Origin of the sequence: Pseudomonas sp. TTU2014-080ASC, assembly GCF_001446935.1 — a bacterium.
In the GTDB taxonomy this organism is placed as follows: Bacteria; Pseudomonadota; Gammaproteobacteria; order Pseudomonadales; family Pseudomonadaceae; genus Aquipseudomonas.
This window is the reverse complement of the sequence record NZ_LKKK01000015.1, coordinates 156,076-179,798: the sequence shown is the minus strand read 5'-3', so window position 1 is coordinate 179,798 and position 23,723 is coordinate 156,076. Positions and strand designations below refer to the sequence as shown.

Below are 23,723 nucleotides of genomic sequence, written 5' to 3'. Positions count from 1 at the left end.
ATGCCGTCCATCTCGCGTATATACCGGGCAGATAATGCCCAGCCTGAAGTTTTACTGTCACCCCTGTGATGCCCAGTACTGCCGTGCCGCTGCACTGTAAAAGTGCAACTTGACTCGACTATAGTGTCGTCACTTTATTTAGAGCCTCGGCGGAGTTCGTAGCGATGCAGAAGAAAGGAATACTTCTGGCACTGGTTTTGGGTTTGCTCAGTGCTTGTGACTCATCCACAGACAAAGCCACGGAGGCCGCTGCAACAACCGCTGCACCCGTGGTAGCCGAGGCTGCCAAACCCAAGCTGGACAGCAAGGCACTGGCCGAGCGTTATGCCGGTCGTGACCTTTCTGTGATCGACGTCTCCGAGGTCCAGCTGGACGGTGCCAGCACGCTGTCGGTGACCTTCTCGGTGCCGCTGGACGCGGATCAGAAACTCGCAGACCGCTTGCATCTGGTCGACAGCAAGGACGGCAAAGTGGACGGTGCCTGGGAGCTGTCCGATAACCGGATGGAAGTGCGCATGCGCCATCTGGAGCCCAAGCGTAAGCTGGTGCTGACCGTGGATGCCGGGCTCAAGGCCGTGAATGGCGAGAGTCTGGCTAGCGAGCACGTGACCCGTCTGGAAACCCGGGATATCGAACCCACCGTTGGCTTTGCCAGCCGTGGCTCGCTGCTGCCTGCACGCCTTGCCGAAGGCCTGCCGGTAATCGCGCTGAATGTGGATAAGGTCAACGTCGAGTTCTTCCGCATCAAATCCGATGCCTTGCCGAGCTTCCTTAACCGCTGGAATCAGTCCGGCATGCTGGATAACTGGGAGTCCCGTGAATTGCTGCCTATGGCCGATCTGGTCTACACCGGCCGCTTTGACCTGAACCCCAAGCGCAATACCCGCGAAACCTTGCTGCTGCCGATTGGCGGTGTTGAGGCTTTTAAAGAGCCGGGCCTGTATCTGGCCGTCATGCGTCAGGCCGGGACCTACAACTATTCCCAGCCCGCCACGCTGTTCAGTCTGAGCGATATCGGCCTGTCGGCCCGTCGCTATCAGGATCGCCTGGATGTGTTCACTCAAGCACTTGAAGGTGGCAGCGCCATCAGCGGTGTGAATCTTGAGGTTGTGGATAACAAAGGGGCACTGCTGGCCGAAGCCAAGACCGACTCCGACGGCCACGCCGAGCTGCCGCTGCCTGCCAAGGCCGAGCTGGTCATTGCCCATAAAGACGGCCAGACCAGCCTGCTGCGCCTGAACACCGCTGCGCTGGATTTGTCCGAATTCGATATCACCGGGCCGAAAGCTCACCCGCTGCAGTTCTTTGTGTTTGGCCCGCGTGACTTGTATCGCCCCGGTGAAACCGTGCTGCTCAATGGCCTGCTGCGCACCGCTGACGGTCGCAAGGTCAACAACCAGCCGGTCAATGTCGAAGTGCGTCGGCCGGATGAGCAGGTCAGCCGTAAGTTTGTCTGGCAGGCGGACGAGTCCGGCTTCTATCAATATCAGCTGCAACTGGCTGATGAAGCGCCTACTGGCCGCTGGAAGCTGCTGCTCGATCTGGGTGACGGCAAGCCGCAGCTGTACGAATTCTCCGTTGAAGACTTCCTCCCTGAGCGCATGGCGCTGGAGCTGAAAAGCCGTGGCGAAGACGCTGCGTATCGCCCCGATGAAAGCGTCACCTTCGACGTCACAGGTCGTTATTTGTACGGCGCGCCTGCCTCGGGCAATCGCCTGAGCGGCCAGCTGTATGTGCGCCCGGCCCGCGAGGCCGTGGAAAAACTGCCCGGCTATCAATTCGGCTCGGTAACCGAAGGCGAGTTGAGCGAAGACATCGAACTGGACGAGATCAAACTGGATGACGACGGCCACGGCCAGATCTATCAGGAGAGCCGCTGGAGCGAGGTTAAATCACCGCTGAATCTGACCCTACAGGCCAGCCTGCAGGAGTCAGGCGGCCGTGCCATTACCCGTCGTGTTACCCAGCCGGTTTGGCCTGCGGATCGCCTGCCGGGTGTGCGTGGTCTGTTCGATGGCGAAGAAGTCGATGCCGACGGTCTGGCCGAATTCGAAGTGCTAGTCGCCGATATCAACGGCAACAAACTGGCTGCCAATGAGCTGAAAGTGCGCTTGGTGCGCGAGCGCCGCGACTACTACTGGAACTACTCCGAGAGCGATGGCTGGAGCCACGGCTACACCGAGAAGTACCTGAATCTGGCGGAAGAAACTGTTGCTGTGCAGAAGGACGGCACGGCCAAAGTCAGCTTCCCGGTGGAGTGGGGGCCGTACCGCGTTGAAGTGATCGACAGCCAGACCGGCCTGCTCAGCAGCCTGCGTTTCTGGGCCGGTTACCGCTGGCAGGACAATGCCGAAGGCGGCGCGGTACGCCCGGATCAGGTCAAGCTGGCGCTGGATAAACCGGCCTACGCCGATGGCGAAAAAGCTCAGGTTACGGTCACGCCGCCCGCAGCAGGCAAGGGCTACCTGATGGTGGAGTCCAGCGAAGGGCCGCTGTGGTGGGAAGAGATCGACGTACCGGCTGAAGGCAAAACCTTCTCTGTGCCTGTGGATAAAGCCTGGGCGCGGCATGATCTGTACATCAGCGCACTGGTGATTCGTCCCGGCGAGCGCAAAAGCAATGCCACGCCTAAACGCGCCGTGGGCCTGCTGCATCTGCCGCTGGATCGCAACGAGCGCAAGCTGGCGCTGCAACTGAACGCGGCTGAGCGCATCCGTCCGAATCAGCCGCTGACAGTCAGCGTCAAAGCGCAGAAGGCTGACGGCAGCGCCGCTGAAAAAGCCCGCGTACTGCTTGCGGCGGTGGATGTAGGCATCCTCAATATCACCGAATACGCAACGCCTGACCCGTTCACCGGTTTCTTCGGGCGCAAGGCCTACGGTGCAGATCAGTTCGACGTGTACGGGCAACTGATCGAAGCCGGTCAGGGCCGAGTGGCTTCGCTGGCTTTCGGTGGTGACGGCGAGATGGCTGCCGGTGGCAAACGCCCCAATACCACGGTGCAAATCGTTGCTCTGCAAAGCGAGGCGGTGACGTTGAATGAACAGGGCGAGGCGCAAGTCACCCTGAACATCCCCGACTTCAACGGCGAGCTGCGGTTGATGGCGCAGGTGTGGGACGAAGAAGAATTTGGCGTCGCTGAAGCTAAGACCGTTGTAGCCGCACCGCTGGTGGCTGAACTGGCTGCGCCGCGCTTTATGGCCGGTGGCGACCAGACCCGCGTCGCGCTCGACCTCAACAACCTCTCCGGGCAGGCGCAGAACCTGACTGTTCTGGTTTCGGCCACAGGCCAGCTGGCGCTGGAAAACGGCCAGGCCACTCAGAGCCTGTCGGTCGCCCTGAAAGATAAACAGCGCAATACCCTGAAAATCCCGGTCAGGGCCCACGGCGGTTACGGCGAAGGTGTGATCAAGGTGGACGTGCAGGGCCTGCAATTGCCGGAGGGCGCTGCACCGTTCAGCCGTCAGTGGCAGATCGGTGTACGTCCGGCGTTCCCGGCGCAGTTGCAGCAGTTCCGCGCCGTGATCAAAGACGAAAACTGGACGCTGCCGCACAGTGCTGTGGAGTCATTCGAACCGGCCGGGCTGGAGGCGCGTCTGGCCTTGTCCAGCCGTCCGCCGCTGAACATCGGCGAGCAAATCCGGGCGTTGAAAGCCTATCCGTATGGCTGTGCTGAACAGACCACTAGCGGCCTGTATCCGTCGTTGTACGCGGACAATGCGTCGCTGAAGCGCCTCGGCATAGAGGGCGAGCCGGAAGAAAAACGCCGGCGCTCCATTGAGATTGGTATTGACCGCCTGCTGGGCATGCAGCGCCACAACGGCAGCTTTGGCATGTGGGGCGCGGACAGTGAAGAGGCCGCGTGGGTCTCGGTTTACGTCACCGATTTCCTCCTGCGTGCCCGTGAGCAGGGCTTTGGTGTGCCAGAAGAGGCGCTGAAAAAAGCCAGCGAGCGGCTGCTGCGTTATCTGCAAGACAGCAGCGTGGTTGATCTCGGCTACAACGACAACAACGCCCACGCCCGTTTCGCCTTGCAGGCTTACGCCGGTTATGTGTTGTCGCGCAGCCAACAAGCACCGCTTGGCTCCCTGCGTAGCTTGTATGAGCGCCGCAACCAGAGCGCATCTGGCCTGCCGTTGGTGCAGCTGGCGATTGCCCTGCAGAAAATGGGCGATAAGCCTCGCGCCGATGAAGTGTTGCAGCAAGGCCTGAATGCCCGCCGTAATACCCGTGATTGGCTGGGGGATTACGGCAGCGCACTGCGCGATCAGGCCCTGATTCTGGCCCTGCTGGAGGAGAACAATCTGGCAGCGAACAGCCGCGAACAGCGCCTATTTGAACTGTCTGATGAAGTCGCCAGCCAGCGCTGGTTGTCCACGCAGGAAAGCAACGCGCTGTTCCTCGCCGGTCGTAACCTGATCAACAAACCAGAGTCGAATTGGAGCGCCAGCCTGCAAAGCGGCAGCCTGAGTTTTGATTTGGGCAATCAGCAGGGCGGTGTGAAGCTGGATGGCAAGGATCTGGTCGCGCCGTTCACCGTCACCAATACCTCGGCCAACCCGTCGGAAACGCCGCTATACCAGCAGCTCACCCTGTCCGGCTATCCGACCCATGCGCCGGCGGCTTCCGGGCAGAACCTGTCCATCGGCCGCCGCTATTTGGATATGCAGGGCAATGCGCTGGATATCAGCAACCTGCGCAGCGGCGAGCTGGTGCTGGTACACCTGACAGTCCGCGCCAACCAGCGCGTGCCGGATGCCTTGGTGGTGGACCTGCTGCCCGCAGGCCTTGAACTGGAAAACCAGAATCTGGCGCAAAGCTCCGCCAGCCTGGAAGACGCCAGCAGCGCCATGAAAGAAGCGTTGCAGCAAATGCAGGAAGCCAACATCAAGCATCAGGAGTTCCGCGCCGATCGTTATGTGGCTGCGGTGGATGTAGAAAGCTACGACACCACCCATCTGCTCTACCTGGCCCGCGCAGTAACGCCGGGCAGCTACCGCGTGCCGCCACCGCAGGTTGAATCCATGTACCGGCCGAACTGGCATGCCGTGGGCACATCGCCTGGGGTGATGAATGTGTTTGAGCGCTAGCGCGCGGTAGTGAGTGACTAGGGCCTGTCTGAGTACAGGCCCTAGTTTTTTGGGCGATCAGCAGTGTCCTGTAATGGCAATGAGCGGAATAGATATAGGAGTTAAGTCCCTCTTGCGGGAACTCGTTCGAAGCGTTATCTATGGCTATATGCCATCTCTTGGGCGAGGCATTTATTGCTCATTGAAAGCGGCAAGCCATTAATAGGAGTGATAGCAGGTTTATCTATCTGCCTACCAATCATTAAGCCACTCGGCAGCGCTGAAATCTCGCGAACAAATAAGGGGTATCGATGAGCGTTAAGACGTCTAAGCCTTGTCCATCAGTAAGCCTCAGCCTTTCCTGTATTGAAATCAGTCGTTTTCGACGTCTTGCTCAAACTCGAGTGCACATTGATCAAAAGACGACAGTTCTAGTCGGCGCGAACAACAGCGGTAAAACCTCTATCTTTCTCGCAATCCGAAACTTTCTTTCAGACTCAAGCAGCTTCGGCCCTTTTGATATCAGCCTCGACCAATGGCAAAAACTGCGAGACTTGGGGGAGCAGTGGGACGCGTTAACTGAAGACCCAGCATCTGATGGTTCGAGTATTGAGCAATGGCAAACTCAACTGGATACGCTGCTTGGTTGCATGCCAACTTTGGACCTTTGGTTTGATGCAAAACTTGGTTCTTATCACTTAGTTTCTCCATTTATCACTTCTCTTAGTTGGGATGGCGGACCTGTTGGTATACGCCTGCGGCTTGAGCCAGCCTCATCAGTTGAAGACCTCCAGCGCTTAGCTTGGCGCTATAGAGAGGCAAGGGATCCTGTAAAAGAATTTGATAAGGCAGCGCAAGCATGGCCTGTGGATCTTCTTGACTACTGGCTCAGATATCCCTCTGACCTTGGTCGTGTCCTGATCTATAAGCTAGATCCGCTGCAAGGGCCGCTGCCAAATATTGCTCAGACAACACCACAGCCCCTCCCGCCAGGTTCTACGCCAATAGATCGTGCCAAGCTTTCGAGGTTGTTCCGAGTAGATTTTGTGGCCGCTCAACGTGGCTTTGGAGCAGAAGAGGCCGAGTCACGCTCAAGCACAGGTACTCATCGGGTTGGTCTATTCTCAAACCAACTACTGAAGTACGCCCGTCAACACCTGAATATCGCTACGAGTGGACAGGGCAACCAGCCTGAGCTAGTCAAAGCAATAGCTGAGGCCCAACAAGACCTGGATCAGCGAATAAAGGACGCTTTATCTACCTCCATCGAAGAAGTGAAAACGCTCGGCTATCCAGGTCTTCATGATCCACAGGAAATTAGCTTCAGAACACGAATCCAAACGGGGGATCTGCTTGACCACAGTACGGCTGTGCAATACCGCCTATACGACACCAGCGAAAACATGTTCTTGCCTGAACACTCAATTGGCTTGGGCTACCAGAACTTGCAGTCCCTCAGCTATCAGCTCGTCTCTTTCCGCGAATCCAGATTGAAGCCTGTGGAAGGTGCTCCTGCTGCTGTGCATCTGGTGATGATTGAGGAGCCGGAGGCACACTTGCATGTCCAGGTGCAACGAACTTTTTCGCATCGTGCAGCGGAGTTGATCACACCTACTGCCGACGAATACAAGCATCTCAGCAGTCAGCTCATTATCACTACGCATGCGAGCCATCTTGCTCACGCTGAAAATTTTGATCGCTTGCGGTATATCCGGAGAGTTCCTACCAATAGCGCTTGCGGCATGCATAGTTCTGACGTAGTCAGCCTTGCAGATGCGTTTGGTGAGGATCGAGAAACGCGAATTTTCGCTGAGAGATATTTTCGAGTTCAGCACTCCGATCTGTTATTTGCTGATGCAGCAATTTTCGTCGAAGGCACAGCCGAGCGCATGCTTGTGCCTCTATTTATCGAGCGTGAATTTCCTGAACTGAACAAACGATACCTATCTTTCCTTGATATCGGAGGACGTCACGCTCACCGGCTGAGACCGCTTGTTGAGAAGCTGGGAGTTCCAACTGTTGTAATCACTGACATTGATCCAGTCCAGTTGACCACATCCGAGAGTGGTAAGCCTGTACGGAAGGCTGCGCCGATAGACGACCCAGCCAACTTAGAATGCGGTAATGACACTCTGAATGAGTGGCATCCAGGACTGAAACAGCTTCACTTAATGTCTGCGCCAAAAGAGGCAGACCTTATCTGGAGCAGCGAAAAAGGGGGGCGAGTGCGCTTTGCATGGCAGCTCCCTGTTACCGATGATGGTCCTTGGCCAAGCTCTTTTGAGGACTCGCTAGTGTTGTCCAATATTGGCTGGTTCAGGGGGCTGGCTGAGGAGAGTAAGACTGCGAAGCAGGGAGAGGAGGCGGTAGAAAAACTGTCTGGACCACTTGCAGCGGTCGTTAAAGTCGTTGCTGCAAACCCCGATGATAAAACTCTATGCAACGAGCTTCATAAGTTGTTGCGCAAGAATTTCAAGAAAGGAGAGTTCGCGGCCACCATGTTCGAGCGGGCAAGTATGGACAATTCGATTGTCTGCCCAGGTTACATCGCTAAAGCACTCGCTTGGCTGGATAAAGAGATTAACCCCCTGAAAGGGGCGCCAAAATGACAGGGGCTGTTTCTGCTGCCAATAACCGTGATGCAGGCGTCGTAGATGAGATATTCGGTTACATCACTGCTACGCCCGCAAGAAGCTTTTTTCTATTTGCCGGGGCCGGTGCAGGCAAAACCCGAACCTTGGTTTCTGTCCTTCGCAAGTTGACGGGAATAGAACCGAACGCCCCAGGCTTGATATTTGCTAAAAGGCTCCGCGCACGATCACAAACGATTCGGGTCATCACCTATACAAAGAACGCAGCTTTGGTAATCACTGGTCGTTTAGGGCTTAACGACCTCACACAGGTTGCAACGATCCATTCTTTTTGCTGGGATCTTATCCAAGGATTTGACGACGACATCCGCCAGGCGTTGCTTCAGCTAAATGCCCTAGAGTTGGAGAAGGTCCTTGCAGAGGCTAACGGTCGGAAGAAGGGATGGACGGAGAAGGATCAAGAGAAAATAGCAGCGCTTGAGGCCAAGGCCGAGTCTATACGTGAAACCCCTGAGTTCCGATACAACCCTGATCGCAACAGATTTGGAGAGGGAGCTCTGAGCCACGATCAGGTGCTTAAGGTGGCGGCCTGGTTGCTCAAGGAAAAACCCTCCTTACGGAAGATTCTTCGAGATCAACATCCGGTTATTTTGATTGATGAGTCTCAGGACACGATGAAAGGTGTTCTGGAAGCATTGCTTCATGTCGCAGCCGAGGCACCCACTCAACTAGTACTCGGTTTGATTGGTGATCACCGCCAGCGGATATACCTAGATGGGCATGCCGATCTTCCCAGTGCTGTTCCCATGGATTGGGCAACACCAAAACTTGAGATGAATCACCGTAGTCAGCGGCGCATCGTTGATCTGATAAATGATATTTGGGATGCCGACTTAGAAGGCCGTACTCAGGCAAAGACCGGTGTAAGGCAACATCCTCGTTCGGAGAAGTCTCAAGGTCTTGTGCGTCTCTATATCGGAGATAGTGCTCTCTCTTCTGAGGAGAAGATTGGTCGCGAGGCACTGTGTGCTGTGGCGATGGAGTCGGCCACGAAAAGTGAAGATTGGAACCCTTCGGGTAAGGGTTTCAAAGTTCTGGCTTTAGAGCATCGACTGGCTGCTCGGAGAGGGAATTTTGCAGAAGCCTACGATGCCATAGCCCTCATTGATCCTGACGCAGTTCGCCCAGATATCAGTGGAGATAGCTCAGGCCCCGCAGTCATCAGGGTTTTGCTGCGAGAGATGATGGACTTGGCGGGCTGTGTTAAGTCTGGCCTGATTGTTTCGGATTTCGCTGTCACAGAGGTGCTCCACCGCTATGACCGACTCCAACACCTGCCAGGGGATGACACTGCGAGATTAGCGCAACTCAAGGCTTACCAGCTTGGTGTTGAGGAATTTGCCCTAGCATGCGGCCGTGCTACGGCCACTGTTCGAGATGTGCTTGAACCAATAATCCATAGCCGCCTATTTGAGGTCGACGCACGTCTCACGGCGGCTTTTCATAACACCGCGCCACCTCCGGAGCCTCCAGCCTCTAGGCAGAAAGAAAGTTCCGAGAGTCGAATAGCTAGAGGTTGGCATGCACTGTTCAAGGCACCTTGGTGTCAGTTAGAACGGTTCAAATTGTACCTGCAAGGCGAGTCGCAGCTAGCTACGCATCAGGTGGTCAAAGGCTCTGAGTTTGATCATGTGATGGTGGTGATGGACGATGAGGAGGCTGCTGGAAATCTGTTTTCCTATGACAAATTATTTGGTGCCCCTCTAGGGGAAACAGATAACAAGAACATTCTGGAGCAGAAGGAGACGTCGATTGATCGCACCTTGCGTCTCCTCTATGTCACGTGTAGCCGCGCAAAAGAAAGCTTGGCGCTGGTGTTATGGGCGAAAAATCAAAAGCAAGCCTTAGCCTATGCCAAGAGCAGCAATTGGTTCTTGCCAGATGAGGTGCAGGCTGTCCCAACACCAACACCAACACCAACACCGCGGCGCATCTGGCGAAGTATCTCCGTGCCTTGCAGAGAAGGTTTGACTTGGGAAGAAACCTGGCAAGGCCTTGATCAGGGGCTTATCAAGTGCTGGGAGATCGGACGGGAGCGGGCTCTTAAAGACAGTGAGCTTGCGGAGCGCTGTAAGCATGGAGCTCTGCCGCCCCTTAACTGGAAAGGTGGTAACTCCCGCACACTAAAGAAAAAAGAGAAATTTGGAGCTATGCAGTATCTAGCTCAGTGGCAAGGGCTGCGGGGCGACGACCTCCGCATCGAGTTGGACTCCGAGCTCACAATGACCTGCACGGTAACTGGAATGATAGTTACCTTTACTACCGACTTGTCCAAGTTGGCAGATCAGCAGAACAGCGCAGAAGAGGTGGATGGGGATGGTTGATTTATATGGAGAGTTTAACAACAGCCGCTTTTACCATGAGGCCCGGATTGATCGGCGTTCAGCCGATGCACTGATTGGCCTTTCAGCTGGTATCACCGCAGACGGGCAAGTCAATCAGCAGGAAGCAGAGTTCTTAAGGGACTGGATTTCATCCAATCTTGCTCATCTAGATGATCCCGTAATTAACCTCTTGTATCGGCGTCTTTCTGACATGCTTGCTGATGGCGTACTCGATGCTGAGGAGGCAAGTGAATTGCTTTCTACGCTTCGTAGTTTTGCTGGTCTTGGTGCTGGTAAGCCTCGTGCTGCCGATAACTCTTTCACTCCACCCACAAATTTGCCTCTTTGTGTTCCTGCGCCAGAGCTGGAGTGGGAGGGCAGACTTTTTGTTTTCACCGGTGTTATGGCCTACGGTCCTCGTAAGGATTGTGAAGCTCTAGTCACTGAGCGTGGTGGGAGGATTGCTCCTAGTGTCAGTAAGAAGATTAGCTACTTGGTGGTAGGTGGTGTAGGCAATGAACAGTGGCTTCACAGTACTTATGGCACCAAAATTAAAAAGGCGGTGGAGATCCGAGAGGCTGGAGGGAATATATCCATAATCAGTGAGGAACACTGGCAAAAAGCACTATTTGGATAGTGCTTTTTTACTTAGGAATAGTCGGTGTTAGCTAGAGGTATTGCGGAAAACTAGTAGGTATCTACAAGCCAAAGTAGGGCTATTTACGAGTTTCTTATTCGACACTACCGAGTAGTCAGTGGCGTGTTCACAATCATCGAACTGTTTAAACACCACGGCTGGATAAGCTGCTTTGCAGTCTTGCCTACCCTGCAAATTCAGTGCGCCCTGTTGGCCCGTGAGGCGTACGCAGTTACGACGAACAACTGATTTCCAGATGCTTGCCCCACTCCGGCGGGCGCTCGGCGTAGCGTTCGAAGCCGGGTTGCTCGTCGAAGGGCTTGGACAGCACCTGATGCAGTTCACGCACCGGAGCGTAATCGCCTTGTTCGGCGGCTTCGATGGCTTGCTGGGCCAGGTAGTTGCGTAGGATGTATTTCGGGTTGGCTGCGTGCATGCGAGTCTGTCGCGCTGCCTGATCATCCCCGTCACGCTGGCTGCGGCTAACGTAATCAGCAGCCCAGGCATCGAAGCCTTTAATGTCGATAAAGTCATCACGCAGCCGTGCCACGGTCTCAGCAGCAGGCTTTTCGCCCAGCTCGCGGAAGAAGCGGGTGTAGTCCACCGCGCCGCCCTGCATCAGTAGCAGTAGGCGTTGTACCAATTCTTCATCACCGTCTTCTGCGCTTAGCAGGCCGAGGCGGCGACGCATCAGGTCGAGGTAGTGCGCCTGATACAGCGGCAGGAACAGGCCAAGTGCTTCGCGCAGGTCGTCGATTTCAACCAGAGGCACCAGGGCCTGGCCCAGCGCGCTGAGGTTCCAGTGGGCAATAGGCACCTGATTGCTGAAGCTGTAGCGGCCGCTGTCATCCGAGTGGTTGCAGATGTGGTTGGCGTCGAAGTCGTCGAGGAAGGCGTACGGGCCGAAGTCGAAGGTGATGCCCAGAATCGACATGTTGTCGGTGTTCATTACGCCGTGGCAGAAGCCGTAAGCCTGCCAGTAGGCGATCATTTCGGCGTTGCGTTCGATCACTTGGCGAAACATGGCCAGATAAGGTTTGGGCTCAGCCAGGCATGCCGAAAAGTGATTGTTCAGGGTGTAATCCGCCAACTGCTTCAGCTGATCGTGCTGGCGGGTGTAATAGAAGTATTCAAAATGGCCGAAACGGATATGGCTCGGTGCCAGACGCAGGAGCATGGCGGCGCGTTCCTGCTTCTCCCGCCACACTGGGGTGTCGGAACCGATCACACACAGCGCCCGGGACGTCGGGAAGCCCAGTGCATGCAGGTGCTCGCTGGCAAGAAACTCGCGGATCGAACTGCGCAGCACAGCGCGGCCATCGCCCATGCGCGAGTAAGGGGTCAGCCCGGCACCTTTTAGATGCAGGTCCCAGTGTTCACCGGCGTTGTTCACCACTTCGCCCAGCAACAATCCACGGCCATCGCCCAGCCGCGCCGTGTAACCGCCGAACTGGTGGCCGGAATAAACCATCGCCCGTGGCGCAGCTTCAGCCCACAGTTTGTGGCCGCTGAATAGCTGGGTGAACAGCTCGCTCTCTACTTCTGCAGGGTCCAGGTCAAGCAGTGCCAGCGCCGATTGGCTGGCTACTACCAGACGCGGTGCTTCGATTGGCTCGGGCAGCACATAGGTGGAGAAGTCATCCCCCAGGCGGGCGAAGCGGTTATCGAAGATCAGCTCGTCGAGGTCTTTCACTGCTGGTCTCCAGCACGCAAGTTAGTTAAATCCGCCGGGTACATAGCCCGCGGTGGTCAATCAGGCGGGGTCATCCGCCTGCTGTTCGATGATTTTTTCCAGTGTGTGGGTTTGGCCTTTGCTGTTGGCTAAGGTCACTTCCACTTTGGATGGGCTGGACAGGTTAATACCGTTCTCAGCAAACAACTGGTCAATCCGGCGGTTCAACTCATCGGTGGCCAGGCTGCGGTCGCCCAATTCACGCACGTAGATCTTCAGCTCAAAGTTTTGGCTTGAGCCATACAGCGTTAGCTGTGCGGATGGCCCCGGCTCGCGCAGAACGCGGGAGTTTTCCTGAGCGGCTTGCAGGAGCAGCTCCTTAACCTGATCCAGATCGGCACCACGGCTGACGCTGAAGGTCAGCACTACGCGGGTTACGGTGTCGGTCAGGGTCCAGTTGATCAGTTGGCTGGTCAGCAAAATTTGGTTAGGCACCACCACGGCTTTGCGGTCGCTGTCGGTGATGTGGGTGGCGCGGATGTGAATGCGGTTAACCGTGCCGGTTACGGTGCCAATGGTCACGGTGTCGCCGATGCGGATCGGGCGCTCGAACAGCAGAATCAGGCCGGAAATAAAGTTGGCGAAGATCGCCTGCATACCGAAACCGATACCGACGGAGAGGGCGGCGACCAGCCACTGCAATTTGTCCCAGCTCACCCCGAGGATCGATAGGGTGCTGGCGATGCCCAGACCGGCAATGGCGTAAGACAGCAAGGTGGTGGTGGCGTAGGCGCTGCCTTGGGCCAGTTGCATGCGTGACAGCACCAACACTTCAAGCAGGCCCGGCAGGTTGCGCGCCATGATGATGGTGATGGCCGAGACCAGCAGCGCGCCGAGTACGTCCAGTACGCTCATTGGCACCATCGACGTATCGGCACCAGTACCGCTGGTGTATTCGTAGAGCACAAAACCATCGAGATAAGTCAGCACGCTGAGCAAGTCGGCCCAGATCAGGTAAAGCACGCCGGTAAAACAGCCCAGCAGGGCGAGGCGGATCAGGCGCTGAGACTGCTGGTTGATCTGCTCAATATCCAGCTTGGGCTCTTCCACCGGAATCTCAGTGCCGTCCTCGGCCTCCTTGATCTGGGCCTGACGCTTGGCCAGCACCCGCTGATAGGCCAGACGCCGCGCTGCGACCGCCAGGCCGCGAGCGAAAGCGCTGTCGAGAATCAACCAGAGGATCAGCAAGTAGAGGGTGTCGATCAGGCGGTCGGTGAGTTTCAGCGTGGTGTAGTAGTAACCGAATCCAATAGCCAGGATCAGGATCACCGGTGTGGCGGTAAAGGCAAGACCCACGAGCTGGGTCAGACGAGTACCGTGCTCACGCAGGGGACCAGCGAGCAGCAGGCGGCCCATCAGCCAGGTCATTACCGCCAGGCCGATCAGCAAAATGCCAATGCCGATCACGTCTTCAGCCAAGCTGGCCGGTTGATGTTCAGCAATGCTGACTACCGCCACCATCGCCAGCACCACCAAGCCCAGCAGACGTACGTAATGTTGCAAGTAGGCAACATTCTGACGTGCCCAGCGGAAGTGCAGTTCTGCCACGCCACTGGGGCAAAGAATGCGGTACAGGGTGTAGAACACCAACCAGGCTTCGGCCATCTGGTAGAAGGCCTGGCTCAGGTTGGCGTTCTGACCGCGGGCATCCAGTTCCAAGGCATAACCGCACAACGCCAAGAACAAAGTACCGGGCAGGGCCAGCAAAATGGTCAGGGTGATGGCCAGAGGTGTGTGCAACTGGCTGTCGTTTTTGTAGTGGCCGATGTCTTTATGCAGTTCGTCCAGCTTGGTCTGCAAATAGGTGCGTTTCCACAGCAACAGGCCGATCAGCAGGAGCAGTGGCAGGAAGATCAGCGGGCGGCCGGTCAGGCCTGAGGCCAACTGCTTGAGGTTGGAGCCCCAAGGCAGTTCCATAATCTGCTGTTCCAGGCGCTGCGGCGCGTTCTTTAGCCATTCCAGGTCCAGCGGCTTGTTGCTGGGAATCCAGAACATCTGCTCGTCGAGGGTTTTACGCAGTGTGTTAGCCGTGACTTGCAGTTGCTTCTGGTTCAGTTGCAGGGTGATCGACTCATTGAGCAGCGCATTCAGCTCACGGTTGAGCTGGTCGATCAGGTCCTGACGACTGTTGATGATGCTGAGCAGCTTGCCGCGCAGCTCGCTGTTATCCGCGTTTACTTCGGTTGAGCTGGCCAGCAGTTTGTCGACATAGGCTTCCGGGTTGGCGATTTCGTCGCGGTGCTGGCTGAGTTCGAACTGATTCAGACGCAGGTCGGCAATTTGTTCGGTCAGGTCGCTGTCCAGCTTCAGCTGAGGCAGAGCTTGTTGCTGGCGATAGAGAATGCGTGACAGCAGCAAGCTGCCCTGCAACACATTGATCTGCTCTTCCAGGGCTTGATCGCTTTGGCTGAGGTTGTCCAGCTGCTGTTTGGTTTCCAGGTTTTTATGGGTTAGCCGGTTGAGGCGGTCCGTTACCTGCAGCAGATCGTCGGAGTATTTCAGGTTCAGTTTGCTTGCCTGGGCCAGCAGGCTGTCCTTACCGGCTTTTTTTGCCTCGTTGGATTGCTCGGCCAGGGTTTGCTCGGAAATCTCGTGGCGCTTGTCGTTGACCAGACTCTGTAGCTCTTGCAGCTCAACCAGAATCCGCGCAATGCGCTCCTCGAGCAGCGCGCGGCGGCTGTTGCTGAGATCTTGCAGCAGGCTGTTGCCCGCGAGCTCCTGGCGGCTCAGGCGGTTTTTGGCGTCGAGCAGAGCCAGCTCGGCGTTAAGTTGGTCACGGCGTTCTTTGGTCAGGGGTTTGCCTGCATCGCGGTCACTTTTCAGAGCGACCATGATTGCTTGCGAGCGTGCCTGATCATTGCTCAGTTCAGCTTGAGTGCGCTCCGGGCGGGTCTTGCTGGAAATGAGCTGGCTGTTGGCTTCGATCAGCAGTTGCTGCCAGTCACCCAGTTGCGCATTGCGCTCTGCTAAACGCAGCTCCAGCGTGGTCAGAGATGCCTCAGCGAACTGCTTACGGACATCCGTCGGCTTGGTTTCCTGCAGACGGTCAAGCTCCAGCTGGGCTTCGCGGATTTGCGCAGGGGCCTTGCTCAGCAGAGCTTCGAGCTCGGCCAGCTGTTTGAGAGTCGCGTCGCGGTCGGTCAGCAGTGACAGGGCTTTTTCCAGCGCCTGCTTAGCCACCAGCGCTTCGGCTTCGGGCAGTTTGCGGTCAGGCAACTGCGCAAGGCTGGATTGGATCGCCTCAGCTTTAGGCGTCTCTGCGGCAGGTGTGTGCAGAGTAGTCAGAGAGAGGCAGAAAAAGAGGCACGGCAGAAGGAGGCGTAGGCGCGTCATGGCAGTAATCGCAGGACCTGAAAGGTAAGCAGAGTTTAACAGGCAGCTACGCGTTCGCTGCCCGTTATTTGTGCCATGTATCCGGGGATCAGAGCATCAGTGCGGGGCCTGGGCGGTTGCCTTCGGGGAATTTGACGCCGACCTTGCGAATCTTGTTCCCCTCCATAGTGGCCACGGTCCAGGTCAGGCCTTGCCATTCGACTTGGTCACCGATAACCGGCTCACCGCCGATTTCTGAGGCAATAAAGCGGGCGAGGGTGCCGTGCTCGGTTTCATCGGTGAGTTTCAGACCATACAGCGCGGCAATCGCCGCCAGTTCAGCATCACCTTCCAGCACGAAATCACCGAAGAAGCGAAGATCCTGAGCCCGTTTGGGTGGTTCACTAAACAGTTTGCCCAGCGCTGGCAGGTCGCACTCATGGCCGATTACGCAAAGGATGTCGCCTTCATCCAGCGTGGTACTACCGGACGGGTGCAACAGTTCTTTGCCACGGAACAGCGCCGCGATACGGGTGCCTTCGGGCATTTTCAGCTCTTTGAGCTGGGCGCCGATGCACCATCTTTCCGGGCCGAGGTGATAGACGAAAAGCTCCCACTGGCTGGTCAGGTGAACCTCCAGCCCTGCGCGGGAGATCGGCGAGGGAATCGGTGGCACTTCAACCCGCGCCTTGCTCGCTGCCCAGGTCAGGGTGGTGCCTTGCAGCAACAGCGACACCAGCACGATGAAGAACGCCACATTGAAGAACAGCTGAGCGTTATCCAGCCCGGCCATCAGCGGGAACACCGCCAGAATCACTGGTACCGCACCGCGCAGGCCGATCCAGGAAATAAAGGTGCGTTCGCGCAGGTTGAAACCTTTAAACGGCAGCAAACCGATAAACACCGATAGCGGGCGTGCAAACAGAATCATCCACAGCGACAGCAGCAGTGCCGGCACCGCAATCGGCCACAATTCGCTCGGCGTCAGCAGCAGACCGAGGACCAGGAACATGCCGATCTGGCTGAGCCAGGCCAGGCCGTCAAACATATGCAGAATGCCGTGGCGGTTGCGAATCGGGCGGTTACCCAGTACCAAACCACAGACATACACCGCGAGAATGCCACTGCCGCCGACCGCCCCGGAGAGTGCGAAAATCACAATGCCGCCACTGAGTGCCAGTAGCGGGTACAAACCGTCAGCAGCACTCAGGCGGTTGATCAGTTGCAGCAGCAACCAACCACCAGCCAGGCCAAGGGCGATACCGATACCGAACTGCTCAAGCAGGCTGGTGAGGATCTTGAAACTGAAACTGTTCTCCCCGGCAGCAATCATCGCGATCAGGGTCACGGTGAGGAACATCGCCATCGGGTCGTTACTGCCCGATTCGATCTCCAGCGTGGAGCCGACCCGCTCGTTCAGGCCTTTGCCGTTAAGCAGGTTGAACACCACAGCAGCATCCGTGGAACCAACGATGGCACCGATTAGCAGGCCTTCGATCAGGCTCAGGTTAAACAACCAGGCGGCGGCGATGCCGGTCAGGCCAGCGGTCAACACCACACCAACGGTGGCCAGGGATAATGCTGGCCATAGCGCTACGCGGAAGGTAGCCGCACGGGTGCGCATGCCGCCGTCGAGCAGAATCACTGCAAGCGCGAGGTTACTGACCAGATAAGCGAGTGAGTAATCGTCGAAAACGATCCCGCCGATGCCGTCAACGCCCGCCAGCATGCCGACGCCGAGGAAGATCACCAGAATCGGTACGCCGACTCGGTTTGAGAGTGGGCTGACCAGAATGCTGAGCGCAACCAACAGTGCCCCAATCAAAAACAGGTTGTTGATAGCACTGGCATCCAAATCGTCTACTCCCGGACAAGAAAATCTTCAGGCGCTATACAGGTTTAGCGCCGAATGCAACAGCTGATTCTAGCGGGTGTGACGGTTATCCGTCTGGAAAAAAGCACAACTTAGTGTTTCTACAGGGTTTTCCCGGCTGTTTCAGGTGGGCGGCAGGCCCTTTCACTTCAGGCCTGCCGGGCGTCTAGAACCAGTCATCTTGCATATTCAGGCAGGTATCGTCCCGGGCTTCCAGCAGGCTCAGTTCGTGCTGGCAGGCCGGTACTTCCCACGTCAGAAAATAACGTGCTGCCTGCAATTTACCCTGATAGAAGGCCGCATCGGCCGGATTGCCGTTGGTCAATCCTTCAGCGGCACGAATGGCCTGCTCCAGCCAGCGCCAGCCGATCACCGCATGGCCGAATACCTTCAGATACAAAGCCGAGTTGGCCAGCCCTTGCCTGATTTGACCGCTCATCAAATCGCCGATCAGCGCCAGCGTTACATTGCTCAGGCGCGCCAGGTGCTGCTCCAGCGGCAGGCGCAGTGCGTTGAGGGATTCATGCGTTTCGGCGCGCTGACAGCAGCTCTGGATCAGTTTCACTAGCTGTTTCAGTGCCGCGCCGCCGTTCTGGGTGACTTTGCGCCCGAGCAAATCCAGCGACTGAATACCATGGGTGCCTTCATGGATCGGGTTGAGGCGGTTGTCGCGGTAGTACTGCTCAACTGGGTATTCGCGGGTGTAGCCGTGGCCGCCGAGAATCTGAATCGCCAGCTCATTGGCCTTGAGGCAGAACTCTGAAGGCCAGGATTTGACGATGGGCGTGAGCAGGTCGAGCAGCTCAAGGGCGCTGGCGCGTTGCTCTGCTTCCGGCAGCGTCTGGGTGTCATCAAACAGGCGGGCAGCGTACAGGCACAGGTCGAATGCACCTTCTACATAGGCCTTTTGCGCCAGCAGCATGCGCTTTACGTCGGCGTGTTCGATGATTGCGATTTGTGGTGCAGTCGGGTCTTTGCCATCCGGCTGACGACCTTGCGGGCGTTGGCGGGCGTATTCCAGTGAGTACAGGTATCCGGCATAACCGAGCATGGTCGCGCCGGTGCCGACACCAATACGCGCCTCGTTCATCATTTGGAACATGTACGCCAGGCCGTGGTGCGGTTTGCCCACCAGATAGCCGACACACTCACCGTTATCGCCGAAGTTGAGCGCGGTTGAGGTGGTACCGCGCCAGCCCATCTTGTGGAACAGGCCGGCCAGGGTTACATCGTTGCGCGGGCCAAGGCTGCCATCTTCATTAACCAGAAACTTCGGCACGATAAACAGGCTGATGCCCTTAACGCCTGCCGGTGCATCGGGCAGCTTGGCCAGCACCAGATGGACGATGTTCTCCGACAGCGGGTGATCGCCGCCGGAGATAAAAATCTTGTTGCCCTTAAGACGATAGGTGCCGTCCGCAGCTGGTTCGGCGCGGGTGCGGATGTCTGAGAGGGACGAACCGGCATGGGGCTCGGTCAGGGCCATGGTGCCGAAGAAGCGGCCTTCGAGCATCGGCTGAAGGAAGCGCTGTTTCTGCGCTTCGCTGCCAAAGTTTTCAATCAGGTTGGCCGCGCCCATGGTCAGGAACGGGTACGACGTGGTGGCGGTATTGGCGGCCTGAAAGTGTGCAAAGCACGCCTGTGACAGCAGTGTGGGCAGCTGCATGCCGCCGACACCAAAGTCGCGGGTTGCGTTGAGAAAGCCCGCCTCAAGGAAGGCATCGACTGCTGGTTTCACTTCCGGGATCAACACCGCAGCGCCGTCGACATATTGCGGCTCGTGCTCGTCGTTTTTGCGGTTGTGCGGAGCGAACAGGTTTTCCGCAATGCTGCGGGCAGTGCTCAGTGCGGCATCAAAGGTTTCGCGGCTGTGGTCGGCGTACCGCTCGCGCTGGGTCAGGCTTTCAGCGTCGAGGACTTCATACAGTTCAAACGCCAGGTTACGTGAGCAGAGCAGGGTCTCGGGCATGGGTGATCTCCACAATCAATCCGTGGAGTCTAAACAGCCTGCCCGAGCCCTCCCAGCATCATTAATAAGCGTGATACGCGGTCAACGGGTGAAGCCTTGCGCCAGCTCCAGGGTCAGCTCGGAGGCATCAATCGGCTTGCAACCGCTGGCGTTCTGGCCCGACCAGAGCGGGGTGAAATCGCCGCTGCCCTGGCTTTCTGCCTTGCTGCGCAACGGCGTGATGGCGGCGGTTGCCAGCGGGAAGCCCGGAGCCACCTTGCTGATTGGCCCCAGCTCACGCATCACGCGGTTGACGATGCCACGCGCCGGGCGGCCGCTGAACAGGTTAGTCAGCGCGGTATGGCGGGCTGCCGGGCTTTGCAGCGCCGCGCGGTGGATGGCGCTGGTGCTGGCCTGGGGGGTGCACAGGTAGGCCGTGCCGATCTGTACGCCGTTGGCCCCGAGGCTCATGGCTGCGCGTACGCCGTCTGCATCGGCGATGCCGCCCGCGGCAATCACCGGCACCTTCACGGCGGCCACCACTTGCGGCAGCAGGGCGAAGGTGCCGAGCTGGCTGGTGATGTCATCCGTCAGGAACATACCGCGATGGCCGCCGGCCTCAAGGCCTTGGGCGATGATGGCGTCTGCGCCGTTTTGCTCCAGCCAGATGGCTTCTTCAACCGTTGTGGCAGAGCTGAGCACTTTTGCGCCGGTGGCTTTGACTCGCTGCAGCAGTTCCGGCGCTGGCAGGCCGAAATGGAAACTCACCACCGCAGGCTTAAAGCGTTCCAGAACTTCCGCCAGCTCTGCACTGAACGGCTGACGCCCAGGACCGCTGGGGATGCTGGCCGGGTCGATGCCCAGTTCAGCGTAGTAAGGTGCCAGCGCCGCCCGCCAGCCCGCTTCGCGTTCAGCTTCAGGCTGGGCCGGTGTGTGGCAGAAGAAGTTGAGATTGAACGGTTTGTCCGTTTTGCTGCGCAGCGCCGTCAGCTCGCGCTCAAGCCCGGTGGCATCAAGCATGGCGCAGGGCAGGGAGCCCAGCGCGCCGGTATTGGAAACAGCTGCGGCCAGCTCGTGCAGTTGCACACCGGCCATCGGTGCCTGGATCAGTGGAATGTCGATTTGCAGCAGGTCTTTCAGGCTCATCGGGGGACTCCGGCAATGACATTCGGCTCGCACACGCAAGCCGAAATGGAAGGAGGGCGCGTTGCGGCTGCGGAATTCTAATCCAAACGGGTAAACTATGCGGTCACAGGAGCCTGCCCAATGAACTACCGCCACGCCTTCCACGCCGGTAACCACGCCGACGTTCTCAAACATTACGTCCTTAGCAGCATTATTCGTCTGCTGTCGCGCAAAGAGGCCCCGTTTGCCTACATCGACAGCCACGCAGGCGTTGGTCTGTATGACCTGCAGGGCGATCAGGCCAGCCGCACGGGCGAATATCTGGAAGGCATCAGCCGCCTGTGGCAGGCTGAAGATGTGCCGGCCGCGCTCGGCGATTACCTGAACATCCTCCGGCGCATGAATAAGGACGGCGTGCTCCGTCATTACCCCGGTTCACCGGAGCTGGCGCGGCGTCTGGCGCGTGATCAGGATCACCTGCAGTTCAACGAAAAACACCCGGAAGACGGCGCGCTGCTCAAGGAAAACATGGCGCGCGATCCGCGTGTTGCCGTGCACCGTGGTGAAGGCTGGCATGTGGCGCGGGCGCTGCTACCGACCCGCGAAAAGCGCATGCTGATGCTGATCGACCCGCCGTTTGAGCAGGCTGATGAACTGAAACGCTGTGTCGAATCCCTCAACGAAGCCATCGGCCGCATGCGCCAGGCCATCGTTGCTATCTGGTATCCGATTAAGGATGAGCGCCAGCTCAAGCGCTTCTACAGCGATTTGGAAAAGAGCAGCGCACCTAAACTGCTGCGCGTCGAGTTGTTCGTGCATCCGACCGATGATGCACAGCGCTTGAATGGTTCCGGTCTGGTTATCAGCAATCCACCATGGGGGCTGGAGGATGAGCTGCGCGAAGTGCTGCCGTGGCTGGCCAACTTGCTCGGCCAGACGCAGGGCGGCTGGCGTCTGGATTGGCTGATCGCCGAGTAAGTCTGCGGCAGGATTGGTCAAGTGTGCCTATAGTTTTGTCGGACACTTCGGCTTAACGATAGAGCCCTTACGGGATTATTTTCCTTAACGGACGCAGTCCTGTCTGGCCGAGTGATGGAGCTGGCGTGTAAACGCCAGTTGCCCACAGGACCAGACAAGGTGCAGACATGGAAATAACCCGCCGTGATTTTCTCAATGGAGTGGCCATCAGTGTCGCTGCCGGCATGCTGCCCGGCTCCCTTCTTCAGGCCAGTACGCAACTGCAGGACCGTACGCTGTATTACCCGCCGACTCTGGACGGCATGCGCGGCAACCACGACGGTTCTTTTGAGGTCGCACATGGCTTGGCCCGTGGCGGCAAACAGTACGACATCGACAGCGCTAAGCTCGAAGCTGAATACGATCTGATCGTAGTCGGTGCCGGGATCAGTGGGCTGGCAGCTGCTATGTACTATCAGCAGCGCTTTGGTAACGACCAGCGCATCCTGATTCTGGACAACCACGACGACTTTGGCGGCCACGCCAAGCGCCACGAATGTAAGACTGAAAACAGCCTGGTGCTGGAATACGGCGGCAGTGAATCGCTGCAATCACCGCGCTCCATCTGGAGTGAGCGGGCGTTGCAGATGCTGGAGGATCTGGGGGTGAACCTCGATCGCCTGGAAGCTGCATTCGACACTCAGTTTTACCCGGATCTTGGCTTGTCTCGCGGTGTGTTCTTCGACCGCGCCAACTTCGGCGTAGACAAACTGGTCACCGGCTCGCCCACCCGCAAAGTGGCGGACGACATCCCCAAAGACCGCATGAATGCCCGACCTTACCCGGAATTTATCAGCGACTTCCCGCTGCCTGAGGCTGAGCGCAAGGCGCTGATTGCCCTGCATACAGAGGCCAAAGACTATCTCGCCGGCATGAGCACGGAGGAGAAAACGCACTGGTGCGAGCGCAACAGCTACCGTGACTTCCTGCGTGACAAAGTGGGTCTGCCGCCTTCGGCTATCCGTTATTTTCAGCAGCAGACCAACGACTTTCAGGCCGTTGGCATTGATGCCACCTCCTGTGCCGATGCCCGCCTGTGCGGCCTGCCGGGCTTTCAGGGCTTGGGCTTACCGCCGATGAGCGCAGAAGAGCAGGCGGAGCTGGATGATCCGTACATTTTCCATTTCCCTGACGGCAACGCCACGCTGGCCCGTTTGATGGTGCGCAAACTGATCCCTCAGGTGGCTCCCCCCGGGCACAGCATGGAGGACATACAGCTGGCTCAGTTCGATTACGCCAAGCTGGATGAAGACAGTAGCAAGGTGCGCCTGCGCCTGAATAGCACGGCGGTCAAAGCACAGAACATTCAGGCTGACGGCCAGAGTCGGGTTGATCTGGGTTATGTGCGCGACGGCAAACTGGCCCGTGTTCGCGCTAAGCATGTGGTGATGGCGGGGTACAACATGCTCATCCCGTACATGGTTCCGGAAATGCCACAGGCGCAGAAAGACGCACTGGCGCAAAACGTCAAACTGCCACTGGTGTACACCAAGGTGGTGATCCGCAATTGGCAAGCCGTGAAGAAGCTGGGCGTGCATGATGTGTATTGCCCGACCGCACCGTACTGTGTGGTCAAGCTGGATTACCCGGTCAATTTGGGCGGCTACACACATTCCCGAGACCCAGGCCAGCCCATCGGTTTGCATATGATCATGGTGCCGGTCATGCCAGGCAGTGGTCTTAGTGCCCGCGATCAGGCCCGCAAAGGCCGGGCGTATCTGCTGGGGACGCCGTTTGCAGAAATTGAGCGGCAGACCCGTGAGCAGCTGCAGGCCATGTTCGGCCCCGGCGGTTTTGATCACCAGCGCGATATCGCCGAGATTACCGTCAACCGCTGGGCGCACGGCTATTCCTACTTCTTCAACGGCATGTTCGATGACGAGGATGAATCCGACCGCATCATCGAGCGGGCGCGTCAGCCCATTGGCAATATCACCATTGCCAACTCTGACTCGGACTGGAATCCCTATGCCCATGCCGCGATTGATCAGGCTTGGCGGGCGGTTTCCGAACTGTCTGGCGGGGAGGTGTGATC

11 protein-coding genes and 1 pseudogene are annotated in these 23,723 nt (G+C 57.6%); 7 read left to right on the top strand and 5 right to left on the bottom strand.

Annotated features, from left to right (window positions below; translation table 11 throughout):
* Positions 1–164: 164 nt before the first annotated feature.
* The 5 genes and pseudogenes from AO726_RS19485 (at position 165) to AO726_RS19470 (ending at position 10,681) form a co-directional block, all read left to right on the top strand.
* Positions 165–5,090: an alpha-2-macroglobulin family protein gene (locus AO726_RS19485; protein ID WP_058069771.1), complete on the top strand. Its 4,926-nt coding sequence runs from the start codon at positions 165–167 to the stop codon at positions 5,088–5,090.
* 290 nt (positions 5,091–5,380) lie between these two features.
* The gene (locus AO726_RS19480; protein WP_058069770.1) at positions 5,381–7,678 is read left to right on the top strand and encodes an AAA family ATPase; all 2,298 of its coding nucleotides are present in this window, start codon (positions 5,381–5,383) and stop codon (positions 7,676–7,678) included.
* Positions 7,675–8,418 (top strand): annotated as a pseudogene (locus tag AO726_RS21480) (UvrD-helicase domain-containing protein); the annotation flags it as partial. The gene AO726_RS19480 and the pseudogene AO726_RS21480, both read left to right, overlap by 4 nt.
* 1,233 nt (positions 8,419–9,651) lie before the next feature.
* Entirely contained in the window at positions 9,652–10,044 is a 393-nt protein-coding gene (locus AO726_RS21350) for a hypothetical protein (RefSeq protein ID WP_206542523.1), read from the top strand.
* Positions 10,037–10,681, top strand: a complete 645-nt coding sequence (locus AO726_RS19470) for a BRCT domain-containing protein (RefSeq protein ID WP_058069818.1) — start codon at positions 10,037–10,039, stop codon at positions 10,679–10,681. The genes AO726_RS21350 and AO726_RS19470 overlap by 8 nt, the downstream gene beginning before the upstream one ends.
* 232 nt (positions 10,682–10,913) lie before the next feature.
* On the opposite strand, the gene selO is transcribed toward AO726_RS19470, so the two are convergent.
* The 5 genes from selO to AO726_RS19445 form a co-directional block, all read right to left on the bottom strand.
* Complete coding sequence (gene selO / locus AO726_RS19465; protein ID WP_058069769.1) at positions 10,914–12,374, bottom strand: protein adenylyltransferase SelO; 1,461 nt, start codon at positions 12,372–12,374, stop codon at positions 10,914–10,916.
* 60 nt (positions 12,375–12,434) lie between these two features.
* A complete protein-coding gene (gene mscK, locus AO726_RS19460) occupies positions 12,435–15,746 on the bottom strand; it encodes a mechanosensitive channel MscK (protein WP_058069768.1) in 3,312 nt (1,103 codons plus the stop codon).
* Between the two features lie 88 nt (positions 15,747–15,834).
* On the bottom strand, positions 15,835–17,580 hold the full coding sequence (locus AO726_RS19455) for a potassium/proton antiporter (protein WP_058069767.1): 1,746 nt from the start codon (positions 17,578–17,580) through the stop codon (positions 15,835–15,837).
* 184 nt (positions 17,581–17,764) lie between these two features.
* Positions 17,765–19,567 carry an acyl-CoA dehydrogenase gene (locus AO726_RS19450; RefSeq protein ID WP_058069766.1) on the bottom strand — a complete coding sequence of 601 codons (1,803 nt, stop codon included), beginning with the start codon at positions 19,565–19,567 and terminating at the stop codon, positions 17,765–17,767.
* 81 nt (positions 19,568–19,648) lie between these two features.
* Complete coding sequence (locus tag AO726_RS19445; protein WP_058069765.1) at positions 19,649–20,692, bottom strand: NAD(P)H-dependent flavin oxidoreductase; 1,044 nt, start codon at positions 20,690–20,692, stop codon at positions 19,649–19,651.
* 120 nt (positions 20,693–20,812) lie between these two features.
* On the opposite strand from AO726_RS19445, the gene AO726_RS19440 reads away from it, so the two are divergent.
* Complete coding sequence (locus tag AO726_RS19440) at positions 20,813–21,649, top strand: 23S rRNA (adenine(2030)-N(6))-methyltransferase RlmJ (protein ID WP_058069764.1); 837 nt, start codon at positions 20,813–20,815, stop codon at positions 21,647–21,649.
* A gap of 167 nt (positions 21,650–21,816) precedes the next feature.
* A complete protein-coding gene (locus tag AO726_RS19435) occupies positions 21,817–23,721 on the top strand; it encodes an NAD(P)-binding protein (protein ID WP_058069763.1) in 1,905 nt (634 codons plus the stop codon).
* Positions 23,722–23,723: the final 2 nt, after the last annotated feature.

Coding starts and splice junctions, on each gene's coding strand:
- AO726_RS19485 (WP_058069771.1), top strand. CDS start 165: ATGCAGAAGAAAGGAATACTTCTGGCACTGGTTTTGGGTTTGCTCAGT.
- AO726_RS19470 (WP_058069818.1), top strand. CDS start 10,037: ATGGTTGATTTATATGGAGAGTTTAACAACAGCCGCTTTTACCATGAG.
- AO726_RS19450 (WP_058069766.1), bottom strand. CDS start 19,567: ATGCCCGAGACCCTGCTCTGCTCACGTAACCTGGCGTTTGAACTGTAT.
- AO726_RS19435 (WP_058069763.1), top strand. CDS start 21,817: ATGGAAATAACCCGCCGTGATTTTCTCAATGGAGTGGCCATCAGTGTC.
- AO726_RS19480 (WP_058069770.1), top strand. CDS start 5,381: ATGAGCGTTAAGACGTCTAAGCCTTGTCCATCAGTAAGCCTCAGCCTT.
- AO726_RS19440 (WP_058069764.1), top strand. CDS start 20,813: ATGAACTACCGCCACGCCTTCCACGCCGGTAACCACGCCGACGTTCTC.
- AO726_RS19445 (WP_058069765.1), bottom strand. CDS start 20,692: ATGAGCCTGAAAGACCTGCTGCAAATCGACATTCCACTGATCCAGGCA.
- mscK (WP_058069768.1), bottom strand. CDS start 15,746: ATGACGCGCCTACGCCTCCTTCTGCCGTGCCTCTTTTTCTGCCTCTCT.